Source organism: Cytobacillus sp. SAFR-174, from assembly GCF_051964675.1.
In the GTDB taxonomy this organism is placed as follows: domain Bacteria; phylum Bacillota; class Bacilli; order Bacillales; family Cytobacillaceae; genus Cytobacillus.
In genome coordinates this window covers 1-17,564 of sequence record NZ_JBQCMZ010000002.1, presented here as the reverse complement: position 1 = coordinate 17,564, position 17,564 = coordinate 1, and the positions used below count along the sequence as shown (strand labels likewise).

15 protein-coding genes and 1 pseudogene are annotated in these 17,564 nt (G+C 40.1%); 2 read left to right on the top strand and 14 right to left on the bottom strand.

Going from position 1 to position 17,564, the window contains the following annotated elements:
• The first annotated feature begins 57 nt into the window (after positions 1-57).
• Complete coding sequence (locus ACTHRG_RS02270) at positions 58-1,176, top strand: YibE/F family protein (protein WP_076258711.1); 1,119 nt, start codon at positions 58-60, stop codon at positions 1,174-1,176.
• On the top strand, positions 1,173-1,949 hold the full coding sequence (locus ACTHRG_RS02265; RefSeq protein WP_076258708.1) for a YibE/F family protein: 777 nt from the start codon (positions 1,173-1,175) through the stop codon (positions 1,947-1,949). The genes ACTHRG_RS02270 and ACTHRG_RS02265 overlap by 4 nt, the downstream gene beginning before the upstream one ends.
• A gap of 34 nt (positions 1,950-1,983) precedes the next feature.
• Here the strand turns inward: ACTHRG_RS02265 and ACTHRG_RS02260 are convergent.
• From ACTHRG_RS02260 to ACTHRG_RS02195, 14 genes and pseudogenes are all read right to left on the bottom strand, one after another.
• Positions 1,984-2,114 (bottom strand): annotated as a pseudogene (locus tag ACTHRG_RS02260) (DUF817 family protein); the annotation flags it as partial.
• Positions 2,115-2,255: 141 nt separating this feature from the next.
• Positions 2,256-2,687, bottom strand: a complete 432-nt coding sequence (locus ACTHRG_RS02255) for an Hsp20/alpha crystallin family protein (RefSeq protein ID WP_076258706.1) — start codon at positions 2,685-2,687, stop codon at positions 2,256-2,258.
• A 12-nt stretch (positions 2,688-2,699) separates the two neighbouring features.
• Entirely contained in the window at positions 2,700-2,942 is a 243-nt protein-coding gene (locus ACTHRG_RS02250) for a spore germination protein (RefSeq protein ID WP_076258704.1), read from the bottom strand.
• A 13-nt stretch (positions 2,943-2,955) separates the two neighbouring features.
• Positions 2,956-3,222, bottom strand: a complete 267-nt coding sequence (locus ACTHRG_RS02245; RefSeq protein WP_076258702.1) for a spore germination protein — start codon at positions 3,220-3,222, stop codon at positions 2,956-2,958.
• Positions 3,223-3,683: 461 nt separating this feature from the next.
• Positions 3,684-4,400, bottom strand: coding sequence for an STAS domain-containing protein (locus ACTHRG_RS02240; protein ID WP_083675350.1), 717 nt, complete (start codon positions 4,398-4,400; stop codon positions 3,684-3,686).
• A 306-nt stretch (positions 4,401-4,706) separates the two neighbouring features.
• Positions 4,707-5,501 (bottom strand): DUF817 domain-containing protein, encoded by a 795-nt coding sequence (locus ACTHRG_RS02235; protein ID WP_175609103.1) that lies wholly within the window; start codon positions 5,499-5,501, stop codon positions 4,707-4,709.
• Between the two features lie 114 nt (positions 5,502-5,615).
• Positions 5,616-5,825 (bottom strand): helix-turn-helix domain-containing protein, encoded by a 210-nt coding sequence (locus ACTHRG_RS02230; RefSeq protein ID WP_076258696.1) that lies wholly within the window; start codon positions 5,823-5,825, stop codon positions 5,616-5,618.
• Between the two features lie 9 nt (positions 5,826-5,834).
• Entirely contained in the window at positions 5,835-6,317 is a 483-nt protein-coding gene (locus tag ACTHRG_RS02225; protein WP_076258693.1) for a DUF2975 domain-containing protein, read from the bottom strand.
• Between the two features lie 261 nt (positions 6,318-6,578).
• The gene (locus ACTHRG_RS02220; RefSeq protein ID WP_440230475.1) at positions 6,579-9,452 is read right to left on the bottom strand and encodes an ATP-binding protein; all 2,874 of its coding nucleotides are present in this window, start codon (positions 9,450-9,452) and stop codon (positions 6,579-6,581) included.
• Entirely contained in the window at positions 9,442-9,813 is a 372-nt protein-coding gene (locus ACTHRG_RS02215; RefSeq protein ID WP_076258688.1) for a response regulator transcription factor, read from the bottom strand. The genes ACTHRG_RS02220 and ACTHRG_RS02215 overlap by 11 nt, the downstream gene beginning before the upstream one ends.
• Positions 9,814-13,062 (bottom strand): hypothetical protein, encoded by a 3,249-nt coding sequence (locus ACTHRG_RS02210; RefSeq protein WP_076258686.1) that lies wholly within the window; start codon positions 13,060-13,062, stop codon positions 9,814-9,816.
• Positions 13,059-14,459 (bottom strand): glycosyltransferase family 2 protein, encoded by a 1,401-nt coding sequence (locus ACTHRG_RS02205; RefSeq protein WP_076258735.1) that lies wholly within the window; start codon positions 14,457-14,459, stop codon positions 13,059-13,061. Before ACTHRG_RS02205 ends, ACTHRG_RS02210 begins: the two co-directional genes overlap by 4 nt.
• An 11-nt stretch (positions 14,460-14,470) precedes the next feature.
• The gene (locus ACTHRG_RS02200) at positions 14,471-15,514 is read right to left on the bottom strand and encodes a HEAT repeat domain-containing protein (RefSeq protein ID WP_076258683.1); all 1,044 of its coding nucleotides are present in this window, start codon (positions 15,512-15,514) and stop codon (positions 14,471-14,473) included.
• Complete coding sequence (locus tag ACTHRG_RS02195; RefSeq protein ID WP_139325620.1) at positions 15,515-17,137, bottom strand: GGDEF domain-containing response regulator; 1,623 nt, start codon at positions 17,135-17,137, stop codon at positions 15,515-15,517.
• Positions 17,138-17,564 lie beyond the last annotated feature (427 nt).

Genomic DNA, 17,564 nt, shown 5'->3' with positions numbered 1-17,564 from the left:
CTGATATCCTTATTCCGTTGCACAGGTCTTCTATTTTTACACTTATGGAGGTTTATTTTGAAAAACACCCCTATTAATAAGGTCTATTTTTATATCATATTGGCAATATGCATAGCTGCCTCCATACTGTTTGTCCAAAACAATGATTCTTTCTATGAACGCACAATAGCTGAAGTAAAGGAAGTCAAACTTGTTCACTCTGAAGAAGTTACGGATATTTACGATAATGAAGACCGTGTATATGAACAGCGGATTATAGCAGAAATAACAAATGGAAAGGCAAAAGGACAGTATATTCTCATAACAAATCAGTATTCAAAGTCCAAAGCGTATGATTATGAAATTCAAAGCAGCCAAAAACTATTTGTGTCCATAAAGGAGAAAAAAGAAGGTACTGCAGAATTAAGCGGAGATATCCTTGATCTGAAGCGGGATCATTACATACTATTAACAGGATGGATTTTTATCCTGATACTGCTCTTTGTCGGTAAAAAGCAAGGTTTCTTTTCCATCATCAGCCTGACAGTAAATGCTGTGCTGCTTTCCTATGCATTGGATGTTTATCTGAAGAATCCGGAAATAAGCCTGCTGCTGATATGCAGCGCAGCAGTCATCTTATTTACCGTTACCTCCCTTTTACTTGTAAACGGCTTTAATGAAAAGACGTATGCTGCGATTATTGCAACGCTTGCGGCTACATTCTTGTCGTTGTTGATCACTTATTTGGTCATATGGTTTACTGGCGGGAAGGGGCTAAGATACGAAGAGCTCCAGTTTATAACCAGGCCCTATCAGATGGTGTTCTTAGCCGGATTATTTATCGGCTCGTTAGGAGCGGTTATGGATGTAGCCATTACCATGTCATCTTCCCTATTCAGCTTATATGAAAAGAATAACAGCATTCCCTTGCAGGCTCTTAAACGCTCTGGAATGGAAGTGGGCAAAGACATTATGGGCACCATGACGAATATTTTATTTTTCGCCTATATCAGCGGTTCCCTTCCGATGCTTATTTTGTATATAAAAAATGACTCACCGCTTGGGTTCAGCCTATCCATGAACCTTTCACTGGAATTAGCCCGGGCACTTGCCGGAGGAATTGGAATCGTAATCACCATTCCGATTGGCTTGTATACTGCCATATATTTCATTAATAGAAAGAGGGCACGAAAATGAATGCAATACTAGTGCTGGCAGCCATATTATTTATTCTGATGACCCTTATAGGCGGCAAAAAAGGAGCCAGATCATTTTTTGCGATCTTCCTCAACTTTGGAGTGATCATTTTCGTGCTTTTCTTTATGAACGATCCAAACATCAATCCGATAGCCGTTACATTAATTGCCTGTGCCTTTATTGGCTGCGTCAATCTATTTTTTATAAATGAAGTGAACATTAAGACGATAACCGCCTTTCTGGCTTCAATCATGACTACGATCGTTCTCATTGTGTTCATTGTCATCATTGCAGAAAAAGCCATGATTCAGGGATTTGGTGAAGAGGAAATAGAAGAGTTGAGCATATTTTCCCTTTATATTGGGGTTGATTTTGTTAAAGTGGCTGCGTCTGTCATCATCATGAGTACAATTGGCGCCATTACGGATGCTGCTATGGCCATATCTTCCCCAATGAGGGAAATTCATTATCATCACCCGGACATTAGCAGAAAGGAATTATTTCAAGCCGGCATCAGCATCGGCAAGGATATTCTCGGAACAAGCACCAACACATTATTTTTCGCCTTCTTCGGCGGATATTTAGCACTCTTGATATGGTTTAAAGACCTATCCTATTCACCGGGTGAAATTATCAATTCAAAGATTTTCAGCGGGGAGATGATTACAATCTTCTGTGCAGGAATTGGGGTAACAATGGTGATTCCCATTACTTCCTGGATTACCGCACTGTATTTGGTGAAAAGAGGAAATTCGGCTGATACCGCTGAATAGCTTCCTCACAGCATGAGAAGGATGAATTACTTATTTTTATAGGTTTAACCTTCATCCTTCTTCAGCCTGACATAGATAACTTGCGACACTGGCATGGCTGAAGCCGCTGTACAAAGGAACTCCAAACACTTTAGAAAAATCCTCCTTCGGATATGCCCTGAGCCCAGCTGTATTTTCATATTTAATGAAGTTAAAGCTTCGTTTTTACTTACTGAGCACACATCCCAAGGTAAAAAAGGAAAATTATAAAAATGATATATTAAAAATGACACCCGTATGGATGTCATCTTTTTTCAGGTCATAGATTTAGCTTTGTGGAAAATATATATTCTCCACTTCGCGCGGATACGCTATTTGAAGCAGGCCTCCACTTTGAATCTCTGTACGCATGTATTGAGGATCGGCTGGTTCCGGAAGTTCAATCGTCCTTTGGAAATCCCCATAAGTTCTTTCTCTTTTAACTACTATTTGATCGGGATAGAATCGTTTTACATGTCCCGAGATTTTCAGCTGCTTGCTTGAAATTAAATTCAGGGAAATTTCGGATGGATCTAAACCAGGAATTTCGAAAATAACAAAGTTATAGCTTTCATTCTGATAAATATCACATTTCGGAAAAGCTTCCTCCCGATGCCGGCTCTCATTAACATATTTGTTCTGCAGGACACTAGTCCAAAAATGACTATTTTGATATTCATTCGTAATCTCAAGCCACTTTCTGATTTTTTCTATATCCATCCCTGTACTCCTTTATATTTGATTCGTGATCGGTGCAGATGGATTAGCTATTTGATCCTGGTCGCTGACATCAGGGTCAACGTTTCCGGAATTTAACACTGCCGTGGTTGGTGAAAAATCACCCATAGAAAAATTTGCTCCAATAAACTTGCTATTAGCGGTATGACTGTTATGCACCGTAGGTCCAATATCAATATTTCCATTTTGTGTAGCACCATTTACCTTTATATTTAGGATATTTATTTGATAAGGCATACTTTACCTCCTCTTAATAAACTGGCGGCATAGGCGGTCTTGGTTGATTCACATAAGAATTATCGCTTGTGCCGATTTCTGTCTGATCATTCACATCAGGATCAATATAGATATTCTCCATCATTCCTTCCGTCGGAGACAAATCTCCATAAGAGGAATTCAGCCCTTGTAATTTATTTTTGGAAGAGTGGCTATTATGGGTGGCCTCACCGACTGTAATGGAACCATTACCGGAGATACTGTTAACCTTTAGATAATACAGATTTATGACAATAGACATTTAAAACACCCTTCTGTCCTTAATCCTGGTGAATCCTAATGGCCCCCTAAATTCTTCAACTGGAATTGACTGAATTCCTTTGTTCAATTGGGTATGCATTTTTTCTCCTCCCTAGACTTTTTCCCTAACAGTCTATTCTAAATCTGGGAATTGGAATAGGCTTCTACCTATTGAGAAAGCCAGCTTTCCCCTTTCATAGCTAGATGAAAACTGTCAGAGCTTAATATTCGTTAAGAACCAGAAGAGTGATTAATAATTTATCTAACCAGGAAGAGCTAAAGGTTTTAATAAAGAAGATCGGTGGAGTGATAAAATCAGAGGATATTCGGAGTGAATTTGCCTGAAATGGTCCAATCAAAAAAAGGACTGCTCCTGCAATCCCTGTAAATAACAGTATTTATATTAATTTATCTTCCAAGACAAGCCTATTATAATGCGATCTATATAAAAGGTTATTATTTTTAAAGTTTAATCTTCAATAAGCTCTGTAAAGCCTTTTGAAGACTTGTGGCCACATCAATGTGAGAAATATTGATTCCCAGGTGAGTCAATGTTTGAGCAATTTCAGGTCTGATTCCTGTTAATGTAGCTTTAACACCCAAAAGAGTTAAAGATTCTACAACCCTTATGATTCGGTCTGCCACCATGGTATCCACAACAGGAACACCTGATAAGTCTATAATGATATGCTCCAAAGAGAACTCATTGCTTTTTGTAAGAGCTTTCTCCATTAATTCCTGGGCTCTTTGAGTATCAATATCTCCTATCAAAGGCAGGATTCCAATTTTCGAAGTAATTTTAATTACTGGAATCGATAATTCTAATGCAGCAGCTTCTGCTAAATTAATACGTGTGTAGAATTTCTTTGAATATGAAATACTCAGCCAATGAACGGCTCGATCCACCACAGAATCAAAGTCTGAAATTATTTCATAAAACTGTTCTATTGTCAGTTCCAGCTGGGATGCATCGTCCCTGATAATATGGCCAATGAGGTTTCGATAATCCCTGACTTCCTTTAGTGCTATATCTATTGGGAGATTATAATTCACCAATGTGTCTACAGCTTCATCTCCCCATTCTTTAAGAACCTGATAAGTTGTCTCTATATCACTTGCGATTGATTGTGCATATATCCCGACAAGATTTTCACGCCATTCAAGTAATCTGGAAGCCATTGATTCAGAAATCTGGTTGGATTTTAAATCTATTTTTTGCCTGATTAATTCATGCTTTTTGCTGAGTATGTCTTCAGATATTTTCTTCTTATAATCAACCTCTGTTTGATTGATCAGATTATTCCCCTCCCATATGTTATGGCCTGTGAGCTTAATATATCATATTAGACTGCACAAAAAAAACATTTTGTTACTTTTAAAAACCTTTCAGGCCGAAAAGGAAATAGCGATCAATCCTTAATTGGAATTAGGATTTTATCCAAATGGTAAAACTTCAGATTCAGATCACATGCTAGCTGAATATCTCTACTGCAGTTTCAGACCGATTGCTTGTTCTGCCGAATTCTTCCCCTTCACTTGCTTGAGTGTCGCAACTATAAGAAAGCTGACAATTACCAATAAGAGCCAGGAACTCACTTTTCCCAGATGAACAAGACTCCAGGCCTCCGCCTGATTGGGATACTCCCACGCTCCAAAGAATGTGGCAATATTCTCAGCTACCCATATAAAGAACCCGATGAGCACAAAGGAAAGTGAAATAGGCATTCGGTAAGCCTTTCCGCCGACCTCATAACGGACCCAGGATTTCCAAAACATAATGATCACCAAACCGGACAGCCACCAGCGGATATCGATCCAATAATGATGGGTGAAAAAATTCAAATAAATGGCAGCGGCGAGAGGCACTACTGTCAGGAATGGCGGCCACTTGATCAGATCAACTTTCAGCCTCCTCCACGCCTGGCAAAGATAACTTGCTACACTGGCATACATGAAGCCGCTGTACAAAGGAACCCCAAAAACTTTGGAATACCCCTCCTCCGGATATGCCCATGAGCCCATATGTACCTTAAACAGTTCCAGTGCAAGCCCAATTATGTGGAACATCGTGATAACCTTCAATTCATCCTTCGTTTCTAAGCCAGATCGCACCATCACCCATTGCATCAGAAGACAGATGATCAGCAGCCAGTCATACCGCGGCAGAAAAGGCATCGGTATGACGTTGGTCAAAGCCAAAGAAGCAAAAATGACAACAGGAAACACACAGGACAAAGCCTGCTCCCAGCCGAAACGAAACAATTGTTTCAGTGACCTCAACGGCTGAACTTCCATTTTTCGAATAGTCATTTGCATTTGAAATCCCCCTTTCATTGGGACAAAGGGGACAGGTTATTGTCCCAACCGGGACGATGAACCTGTCCCCCCATCCTCTTATTCATCACTGCGATACTCCAAGATATCTCCCGGCTGACAATCCAGGGCTTTGCAGATGGCCTCCAAAGTGGAAAACCGGATCGCTTTTGCTTTTCCATTTTTCAAAATAGAAAGGTTTGCCATGGTGATTCCTACCCTCTCTGAAAGTTCTGTTACACTCATTTTCCTTTTTGCCAGCATTACATCAACATTGATTAATATCGCCATGTTCTCACCTCAAACCGTTAAATCATTTTCTGATTTTATCTCGATTGCCTCTTGCAGCAGCTTTTGGAGAACAGCCGCAAACACTGCGATAACCATCGATGCAAAAGGAACCACCATTCCGACGAAGATGACACCTGGGGCATCGTCTATCTCTGCAAAAAGATAGAAGACCGGCAGTACCACCACATGCAAACCGGCGATGATGATAGCGCAATATTTTATCTTCTTCAAAGCTATGACAGATAAATCAGAGAAAGCTTCATTCTTGTCAATATAGCGCAAAAGCCTGAATGCCTGATATAACGCAAAGTAAAAGGGAATAGTCGAGCCATAAAATACGATGTATACCAGATATTTGATAAACGCAAACTCAGGCAGCAATTCACCTGCAACATTCCCCAGTTCAGGCACAAGAACAATGCACAAAACTAAAATAGGGACTCCTAATAGAATAACGGCTATTTTTAAAAACAACGTTGTTACCTTTTCCATAAAAAGCACCTCACTTCTTATTTTCATTTTGATTTTAATCTATTATTTATTGTTTTTCAATAAATATTTAATGTTTTTTGTTATTTTTTTATTGAATCAGAAGTAAGGAACATTTAAATAAAGGGATTTTCTTTTACAGTGCTTTATTTCTTAAATCACTGATTTGCCAGCATACCATAAAAAAAACCCGGCCTCTTTTTAGCCAGGTTTTAACGTTCCTACTGGAAGCAGGAGAAAATCTTATATAATAGAGCAGATGTTTTAATCACCGGGTGAATTCTCAGGAACCAGTATCTGACCGGCTTTCCCCACCTTAAGCAGTGTCTGCATAATGGCCATCGACAGGCTTCCCGCCTGGTAAGGCTTTATTAGGTATTCATGAGCTCCCAGTGACAGGCCTTTCTCTTTTTCATCCAGTGCAGTTGAAATAATAATTGGAATGTGACTTAACACTTCATTTCGTTTTAATATCTTCATAACACTCCATCCATCAAGCCCTTCATCAAGCATGATATCCAAAACAATCGCATCAGGCAGGTGATTTTCCAAATAAGCCAGGACATCCCTTCCGTTATTGAAATGCTTCGCATGCAAATTGTTTTCCGTAAGCTCCTGAATAAACAGTTCTGCCAGACTTTGATCATCTTCAATGACCAGCACTTCATAGCGTGTGCCGCTTTGATGAATGTTCTCATCCAGTCCATGGGAAGGCTTATAGACAGCTGGAAAGGATACAGTGAAGGTACTTCCTTCGCCGTATTTTGATTTGACGCTTATATTTCCATCATGAGCCTTTACTATTTCCTGAACAATGGAAAGCCCAAGCCCAGTTCCGCCAATTCGGCGTCGATCTGAATTGTCCACTCTATAAAATTTGTTAAAAATATCCGCAGCTGCATTTTCCGGAATTCCCAGTCCTTGATCTTGCACTTCTATAAGAAGCAGGCTGTTTTCCTCGTATAACCTTATATTTACTGTGCCTCCAGATGGAGAATACTTGATGGCATTACTTATCAAATTGGAAAAAACCTGTTCGATTTTGCAGGAATCACCAAGAATGACATCATTTCCACAAAATGGTTCCAATGTAATATTGTGAACATCCGTCTGCACCTGCTGATTATCTATTACTTTCTCAATCATAGGGAGAAGCTCTATATATTTTTTTTCGTACGTTTGCTTGCCGGATTCCATCCGCTGAACATCAAGAAAATCATTGATCAGGGAAGTAAGCCTCTTGGCTTCATTTAATATTGTCATCATATATTTCTTCTGCTTTTCCGCCTTGAGCTCCCTGTTCAGCAGCAGCTCCGAGAAACCTAAAATGCTGGCAAGCGGTGTTCTCAATTCATGGCTGACGGTGCTGACAAACTCGGATTTCATCTCATCTACTTTAAATTCTTTTGTAATATCCCTGTGCACCAATACAGTTCCAACACACTCATTATTCTGATAAAGATCTTCACAGTACATCTGGAAGACATTCCCACTATCCTTTGTTTTGTAAACAAACGTTTCCCCGCTGGATGTTTCACCATTAAAGGCCCGCCAGATAAATTCGGTAAAACCATCTTCATCCTCTACCTGCTGTTTTAGAAGTACGCTCCATTTATCCCAGGTCAGTCCAACAATCCCTTCAAACCCACCCTCGCAGTGGATCATTTCGCAAAGCTGTTTGTTGACCTGCAGGATGCAGCCGTCCCTGTCAACATACTGCAGACCTTCCTTTACAGTGTTGAGGATATCCTGGTTTAATTTTCTATTAGCTTCAGAGTTTTCATAAGAACTGATTTTATCGAGCGACAGCCCAATCTGTTTTGATAGTGCCGAATATTCATCCATATGCGTCTGTGCAAAAGGAAACCCGTATCTGGTGAACACCATGACAGCCGTAACCTCTTGATTTGAAGAAATAACCGGCAAATAAAGGTCATAGCCGAAAACGGTTCTTACATGGTAGCCCTTCTCTTCTTGAAGCAATTGTCTCTTAACAGCAAAACCTTCTTTTGTTTGTTTCAGCCTCTCAATTAATCCGCTTCTCAAATGATTCTTGAACTGTTCTACTCCCAAAGATGAAATGCCAAATGAAGCAGATTCATCATTTTCAAGCATTACAATGATCCCGCAGTCCGCTTCAATGACATTGGACATATTCATCACAATGCTCTCCAGCACTTCCTGTTTTTGCAGCGAATTGGAGATGCCATTAATCAATTCATTCCGGCGCTCAAGTTTTATCTCATTTGATTGCATGGTTCCAAGGGCATCTTCCAATTCTTCCCTCTGTGCTTGAAGTTCGTCCTGCTGAGCAAGAAGCTCCTCATTTTGAGCAAGCAAATCCTGCTCTTTTTCCTGCAGGGTCACCACCATTTTTTGAAAGGCAACAGACAAGACTGCTAATTCATCCATACGATCCTGCCCTACATTCAGTTCCGCCTTTCCTCCCTTGGCAATTTCTTCTGCAGCATTGGCAAACTGAGTAAGCGGCTGTCCTACCTGCTTGAACATAATGCGGATCATCCGAAACAGGATCACCAGAATGGCAACAAGAAAAAGAAAAAAACCTGTTTGAATATAAGATTGTTTTTGGATTAAATCCTGTACCCTGCCGTTCAGCTCATCATTCAAATTTTGCAGATAAACCTGAATATCTTCCTGAAAGGAATTAATCCTTGCAGTAGCACCGGAATCTGCCATTTTAATGATTTCTTCCATACGGCCTGCTTCAAAATATTCGATGGAAACGGGAAGCCTTTCAATGAAATAATAATCCGCAAATTCATCCATTTCCTTCCCAAAGGCTTTGTCTTCATTGGTTGAAGCAATGCCATTGTATTCACTGATAAGTTTTCTGATCTGCGGCCTTAAGGCAGCAGCCTGGTTTTTTAATTCAGAATTCCCAAAGGCGAAGTAGCCTCTGACATCAAAAAAGACGAGATTGAAGTTATGATCAATTTGCTGAACAATTTCTTCTTTTTTTACAAGCTTTTCGCGTTCTTTGTAATAAGAGCTGTTTATTTGCTCTTGCAGCAAAATTAAAATACTGGTTCCCGCCAGAAAGAGAAGGGCGAATACTCCCATAAGCGCAACAATCTGCCTGGTCAGGCTCTTTTTTATAAAATGATTAAGCTTCATCTACTATTTTTCCAACCTTCTCAAATAATTGAAGAGGGCTGAATGGTTTAACCATGAAATAATCGGCCCCTGCCTTTAAAACCTCTTCCTGTTCATTTTGCTGGCTTTTGGCAGATAACATTAATATTTTCACATCTTTGTTAAGAGCCTGCTCACCCCGGATTTTCCTGATGACATCAAGACCGGTAAGTCCAGGCATCATATAATCCAGGATGACCAAATCATATTCCTTTTTTTCCAGCAGCTTCAGGGCTTCTTCTCCATCTTCAGCTTCATCGACTTCAAAGTCCCCATCTTCCAGAGTGTCAGCAATAAGCATGCGCAGAATTTCTTCATCCTCAGCAATCAATATCTTTTTCATTTACTTCTCTCCCAACTCTACGGAGTCAAATAATTTTTTCATAATATGATAGGACTTTTTAAGCCTTTCATGGTAATCTGGCTCCTCCCACAGTTCCCAAGAATAATAGGCAGAATCTTTTCCTTGGAGCACTCCATCCTGCATCTTTGGAAAAGAATCCAAGATACCTTCTCTGTCCGTCGACACTGCACTAATTCTTAATCCCTCAATTGTTTGGCTGCCTGTGAGACCTTCTCTCCATACATCCCCAACTATCTCTTTCTGGCTTGGATCCTTAATATTAAGCAATGCCCACGGAAGTCTGATCTCCATTACTTTTTTACTCCTGCTAATGCTTATATCGGTTAATGAATTGAAGTGTTCATGAGCAGGATTTGCATTCCCAAACTGTAAATTGCCTGTCTCATAGGATTTGAACGATTTCGTTTCCCCAGTGGATGGAATAGTTAATTCCTTATTCAGTGCTAACCTGATAGGGTGGAAGACTCCATTATCCTTTTTATTGGCATAGCTTTCATTCGGAATCATATTCAGCATATGGCTATAATGATAATAAAAAGTATCATAATAGCTATCTATTAGAAGCCTGGATTTATCCTGTCCGCCTATTTCTGCCATAAAGTCAACTCCGAAGTCCGTTTTGACCTTTCCTGTCAGAACCGGGATCGAAGTCTGTCCCTGCTCTGCAATGGTATCAATCAGTATACGTGTGGTCTCATTCTCCAGGTCAATAGGATGGTTATAATCCAGCCGGATATATAAGTGTTCCTCATCAGAACGAATATACATATCCTTCAAGTAAGAATTCTTGCGGCCAGAACTGTAAACAGGTTTAGCGTTCAGCTTTTTCCAATCACCTGTAATGCCATCCACATATATTCCAGCTTCATTTTTACCTGGTTCAAAGCTCAGCAGGCCGAAATGCTGTTCATTTGTCTGCCTGTTGGACCAGTATGGACGCCTGTCAGGATTATCATAATCCATCGTATTCCAGGTTCGCTTAAACCATTCATCCTGCCAGGAAAACACCAGACCTCCGGCATAACCTTCAGAAACAATGGACTCAAACAGCCGGCTGTTTATTTTCCCCTGATCCTCCTCAGAGTGAAATCCCTGATTCATGTCCCCAACGTTTTCATGGGTCATCCCCCTGGACGAAGGGACTCCGAATTCCGCTACTATAACTGGCATCTCGTGGACAGCGATTAAATCATGAAGATAGCCTGCATAATTATTCTTTTCCCCTTTTGAATCGATGTAATTGACATACTTCTCTTCATAGTTAAGGAAATCAGGGTAATATGGATATACATGATAAGAGGCAAAAAGGCCAGCGTGAAACCTATCTGTCCCTTGTATATGGTTAGGGTTTACAGAAACCATATCTTCCTTAACCGACGGCTCTGAAGGATGTTCCAGAAGATCGGTCGTTACCCAGTTGGTAAAACTCATTGAATGCTGCCATTCGTAGCTCGCGGTTTCATAATTCACGGCATAGTCCATTAATTCAGTAAGCCAGATTTCAAACGGGCTGGCATCAGCTGTCTGGAAATATTCACCGGAGAATTGCTGAAGGCCCTTATGTTTATCATTCGTGCCTTTGACCGCTTCAGGATCCCACTCAATACCAACCATAAAGCCAAGCACATATGGTGAGATATCAAATTTATATTCGCCTGATGCATGCCCCGGCCTCTCCTCAATGACAGCATTTCCATGAATAATATCAATCATTTTCTCCATTTCATTTTTAAAATCTTTTGTTACAGCATCTGAGAAAGCATTCTGCTCCTTAACCAGTGTTTCTTCATTGACCCAGACACCATGGAATAGAAATAATGGTTTTTCTGCAATCTGATTATATTTATGAAACGCTTCATAAAATGCCGGCGGATGCAAAGTATATATCCTGATAGCATTGGCATTCATATCACCTATTGCTTTAAACCATCGGAAATACTCAGCTTCAGTAATTCCTGTTTCCCCGGGAAAATTGCCAGGCTTGGCTATTCCCATATTGACCCCTTTTATTAGCAGATCCTCCCAGGTGCCATTTTTCAGTATTTGAATATAATCTTCACTTGTTTGGCTATTGAATTGTATTCCATTGGTCTCATCTATTTCCGGGGTGAATTTGCTATTTGCCAGCTGCGGCTTAACCTGCAGCACCTTCTTCATCATAGGGACGTACGCTTCCCAGTAAAAAGAATCATTGGCACTAAAATGTTCTTTCCACTTGGCAAGTCCTCTCGTCTGATAAATAGTTGGAACTTCTGCTTCATCTGCATAATCGCCTGCAAAATAATAGGAAGAATAGGCAGCGTTGCTGTGCTGAATAACAGCTGGGAATGTGTCAGGGATACCGGCATTCTGCAGCTTGCTTTTTCCTGTCTTAGTAAGAGGCAATGAATACTCAGCCAGTACTTCATCCGCATTTCTGGCCTCGATCACATCGAACCAATATCGATAGGGCGCTTCCACCTTCTTTCCGAAGAAATCCTCGCCGTTCTCAGTAAGGCGGAACTCAACCCCTTTACCTTCCATTTCACTCTCTTCGACAACCACAACGTAATCATTCGAGTTCACAAATACGAGACCGGGACCTTTATGACCCCAATTTCCGTCTCCATAGTTTTCCTTTACCCATATAGGAACCTCACTGCCCGATAAATCAGGGAAATACCTCCCAATCCACCCGCTCCAGCTGATATTCAATAAATTGGTCAATCGATGCCTGGCCTCATCTGATGAAGGACTTGCAAACGTATTGAATTCTGCAATGAGTGTTTTACCTTTGGAGGAAACTAAAGTTTCCTCCAGCTGGATAACCTCCTCCTCCTGCAGCCCGCCATATAGATTAGAAGACCGTTCTCCCAATGGATTGCTTCCATAGAATTCTTCCTCATAAACCCCATACGTATCTGCAAGGTAAAGAACCTGATATTTTTCAAGATTGTCCGGTAATGGCTTAATAGTATATTCATTTTTCGTTCCTGGTTTAAAGCCGCTGTAATCAGCCTCAATACTGTATCGATCCCCATCTGATTTGATATATTTTTCATTATTTAAAATCCATATAAGTCCCTTATGCTCCCGATAAGAGTCATCCGGCACTGTTTTGTCCAAAATAAACACATTCAGTTTTTGATCCTGCTTTAGCCACCATGACCAGAAAGGACTGGAAACAACGGTCAGCACGGCAAGAACAAACAGAAAAACGGCTGTTTGCCCTTTGGTAATTTGTCTCATCCGGAAACACCTTTTCTTTTCATTTCTCCCCAGCTTGTATCGCCTTTGACCAGCTGCCATATTCCTTCACATCTCCAAAAAACCGTCAAAGGCCGGTACCATAACGTTTCAGTCAATGAATAGAAAAACAGTTTGATTAAATCAGAGATTTTTGGAAATTTCCTTAAGCTCCATTCCTCAAGCAAAACGGCGGCCATGGAGAAAAGTGAACCATATAAACACGATAGCAGAAAAATCAGGATGGCAAACTCAAGATAGATACCACCTAAAAATAAGGAAATAACCACATAAATGTATCCCAATAATTCAACTATCGGGCCCAAAAGCTCTACGATCCAAAAGTATGGAAAGGATATAAACCCTATAGGGCCGTATCTTGGATTAAAGGTCATCTTCCTGTGTGTCCACAGACTTTCAAATAATCCGCGATGCCACCTTCGCCTTTGTCTTCTAAGGTATGTTGTGCATTCCGGAACTTCGGTCCAGCAAACAGGGTCTGGGACGTAGACAATTTTTTTCTTTTGCTTTTTATCTCTGATAAGTCTATGGAGCCTTACTACCAGCTCCATATCCTCGCCAACTGTATTGGTTTTATAGCCTCCCGCATCAATGACCCATTGCTTGGAAAAAACACCGAAGGCTCCAGAGACAATCAGAAGTAAATTATGCCGGCTTAATCCAATCCTGCCCATTAAAAAGGCTCTTAAGTATTCGATTATTTGCATGATGACTAAAGGTTCCCTGGCTAAGCCAACCTTTAAAATATTGCCGTCCTGTATTTCACAGCCATTCGCAATGCGGATGCTTCCGCTCGAAGCAATCACTTCCCCATCAGAATCCAATATAGGCTTCATTACCTTTAAGAAAGCATCCCTTTCCAGTACAGAATCTCCATCCAATGAACAGAAATAAGGAAAATGGGAAAAGTTAATTCCTGCGTTCAGCGCATCAGCTTTTCCTCCATTCTCTTTGTCTATTAAAAATAGATTTGGAAGAGAAGCGGACTGGTAAACTTTTTTAACCGCCTTTGTTTCAACCTGCTTCCTGACAGCTGGATTAATTTCATTCATTTGATAATGTGTAATCATTTTTTCAATGGTGTCATCTTTTGAACCGTCATTGACAACGATAATCTCAAAAGAAGGATAGTCTATACTCAAAAGGGAGCGTACACTGGCAACAACCCCCGCTTCTTCGTTATATGCTGGTACAATGATGGAAACCGGTTTTGCGAAAGATTCATTCATATACTCGTCAAATGTCTGGTTTCGGTTCAGCAAATATTCCTTCCTTAGCTGAAAAACTGAGATTACTAAAATAATTGAATAGAAACTAATGACCAGCACCATAAAGACTGCTATAAATGCAGCAAATCCGACCAATATATTTCCCCACATAAAAGCCATAATCAACCAAATTCTCCTTTGTTCATCCATTCCCAGGCCATGTCCCTTGCATACGAATCATCCGAGGTATCCAGTACAATCTGCAATTCTTCTTTTCCGCGAGGGAACATCATAATGGATTGCCCAGCCTGAGATCTCACCCACCAGGAACGATCATGGAGAAGGTCGAGCAAATATGGCATGAGTTCAGGTTCCTTTAATGAACCGAAGAGCTTCGCAGCCATCATCCTTTCCTTCCAATCCCGGGAATGACGCAAGTCCAGATAGGGTGATATATCCTTAACCATCCCTAGTGAAGAAAGTGCCTTTACTGCTCTTAAACGAGTCTCCCCATCATAGCTGGCATAGACTGACTCAATGAAAAGTAAGTATCTTAATTCTTTTCTTATTCCAGCAGAATCTATAATGGCGTATTTCAATGGGTTTGCAGCACTATGGAAATCTGAAATTAAAAGACTGAACAAGTTTTCATTCAGCCGGAGGATGATATTCCTTAATTCACCGTCCGATAGATTTTCACTATTATACAGAAGTAGATCAGGAATTCCTTCGAATTGAAATGCCGCAAGTATTCTCAAGGATTGTACCCTTTCATCATGTGATATTTTCTCTTTTATAGCTGATTCCAAAACTTGAGGCTGTAACTCAATGAAATGCAGATCTTCGATAGTGTAGAGTGCGTTCATTCTAGTACTCCACCTTCTGCTCTTCAACTGTCTCTGAAAGTAATTTCTCAGATTCCTGTCAGCAAACTCCCTGAGTTTTCCCGTTTCCTCTTCTCCTGTTAAATTGGCTGCGAACTTAGACAAAATCTCTTCTGCAGCCTTCTTTTTTATATCATTATCCAAATGAAGGTGCCGGCTTATTTCTCCTTCTGAGATAAATTCGAAGATCAGCGGGCTAAGGGTTTCAATGCATTCATTAATTTTTCTGCGCTCTCGATCTTCCAGCCATTTTCTTATGACAAGGTACAACAGAATGAGAAGCAGTAATCCAGAAATGACAGCAGCTAATAGACCGAGGAAGAATATTTCATTCTTCAGCATTTAGATCAGCCTCTTAATTAAACGCTGAATTCTAGCTTCCAGTTCTGTAAGACTAAATGGCTTTGTCACGTAATCTTCAGCTCCGAGTTTCAATGCACGTGCTATATCCTGCTCACTTTTTCGCCCTGTCAGCATAAGAACATGAATGTCCTTGGCTCTCTTCGACTTTTTCATTTCCTGCATAACCTCAAGGCCATCCATTACAGGCATTATCCCATCCAGAACCAGAAAATGCGGCCCCTTTTCTTCTATTCGATTTGAATGCAGAAATTTCCGCCCGTCTTCAAATGCCTGGATATCCAGGTCTGCATGATCGAACTCCATATTGCTGAGAACCTTAGTGAGCATCATTCTAATAATCGAGTCATCATCAATAACGGAGACATAAAGCTTTTTCTTATGCTTTGCAATAGGATCGGCTTTACCTATTTCCACTCTTGCTCTTCCCTTTTGTTTGGCTTCATATAAAGCCTGGTCAGCAGCCCTTACAATCGTTTCTTTCTCTATCCCCGGCTGATCGACCATAAAAACTCCTGCAGAAAAAGTAACGCTAAATGAATTGCCGCACTGTTCAAACCTCTTTTCCGAAAACCCTTTTAAAATCTTTTCAAGGGCTATTTTGCTTTCGATATCTGAAGCGCCAGAGAATAAGACAACAAATTCCTCGCCGCCATATCTGAACACATAATCTGTTTGCCGGACATTTTCTTTTAAGTACTTTGCAAATTCAGCAAGGACTGTATCACCTGCCGGATGGCCATATGTATCATTAATGTTTTTGAAAAAATCAAGATCAAGTATCGCCAGTGAAAAGGTCCGATGATTTCTGGCCAATTCATTCATAAATACTGCTAAACTGTCTTCAAAAAACCTTCTATTATAAACTCGGGTTAATTCATCTATCATTGCAGATTGATCAAATAATTTCTTATTTGCTAAGTGCCTGTCTATCTTTAATAGAAATTCCTCTATGTCAATCGGCTTGGGGATGAAATCATCTGCACCCATTTTATATGAGTTTAATCTGGTTTCCCGATCATTGCTTACACTGATCATAATCTTTGGAACATACTTATTTCGAGTATGTTTCTGTAAACTTTCCAAAAACTTAAAACCACTTTCCCCTTCCAAATTAATATCTACTATTAAACAATCTGGGCGATGGTCATAATACTGCTCTGCTGCAACCTCCAGCTCCGTACTGGCAATAACCATCCAGCCCCTGCTTTCGAGTGCATCTTTCAGAAGAATCAGCATGGAAATATCATCATCAATCAGCTGAACAAGAGGGGCATTTTCCACCCTTATCGGAGCCTGCTGCTTTAATGTACTTTCGAAATGCTCATACTCATAGCTCATCTCAATTAAATCGAAAAGATAATTTCGCAAAGCCTCCTTATCCCAATCCTCTTTTTCATCCATATCTTCAATATCCAAGATCAGATTATCGGCCAGCTGATGGAGCCCGGTGAGCTGCAGTGTTCCAGCAGTGCCCTTTATGGAATGCAGGAACCTGTATACCTCTTCTTTTTTTATATTCTCAGACAGATTATTTTCAAACCAGTCTGTAATCTGCGTTTTTATTTTCTCAAATAATAGAACTTTATATTTTTTCAGCTCCATTACCTACACCTCATTTATAAAAGTTGCTAGTAATCAAAAGTACTTTTTCTATTTTTAAATAAGACTACTAAACCTAAAATAACAAAAATCTTCCATATCCTTAGTCTAAAGCATTAATAATTGGCTTTCAAACCTGGATATGTCCTCCTCTTCATCATGAACAGCAAAAATAGCATTCCTTGTCTGAAAGCCTGTTGAGAAAAATTGGATTCAATATACTATAGAGGATAATGATATTGATTGTAAATAAGCTGTTATATTTTTTAATGGCTTTTTCTGCCCGCTTAAAATACTTATGAAAGGCAAGGAAAATTTTTGGTCTCTGCCCAGAGAAAAACCCAATTCCGGCATGATATGCTCCCCTTTAGGTAGACAGATTAAAAAATAAAAATCTGGCTGCTTATGGGGGAGTATTTATTATGTCTAA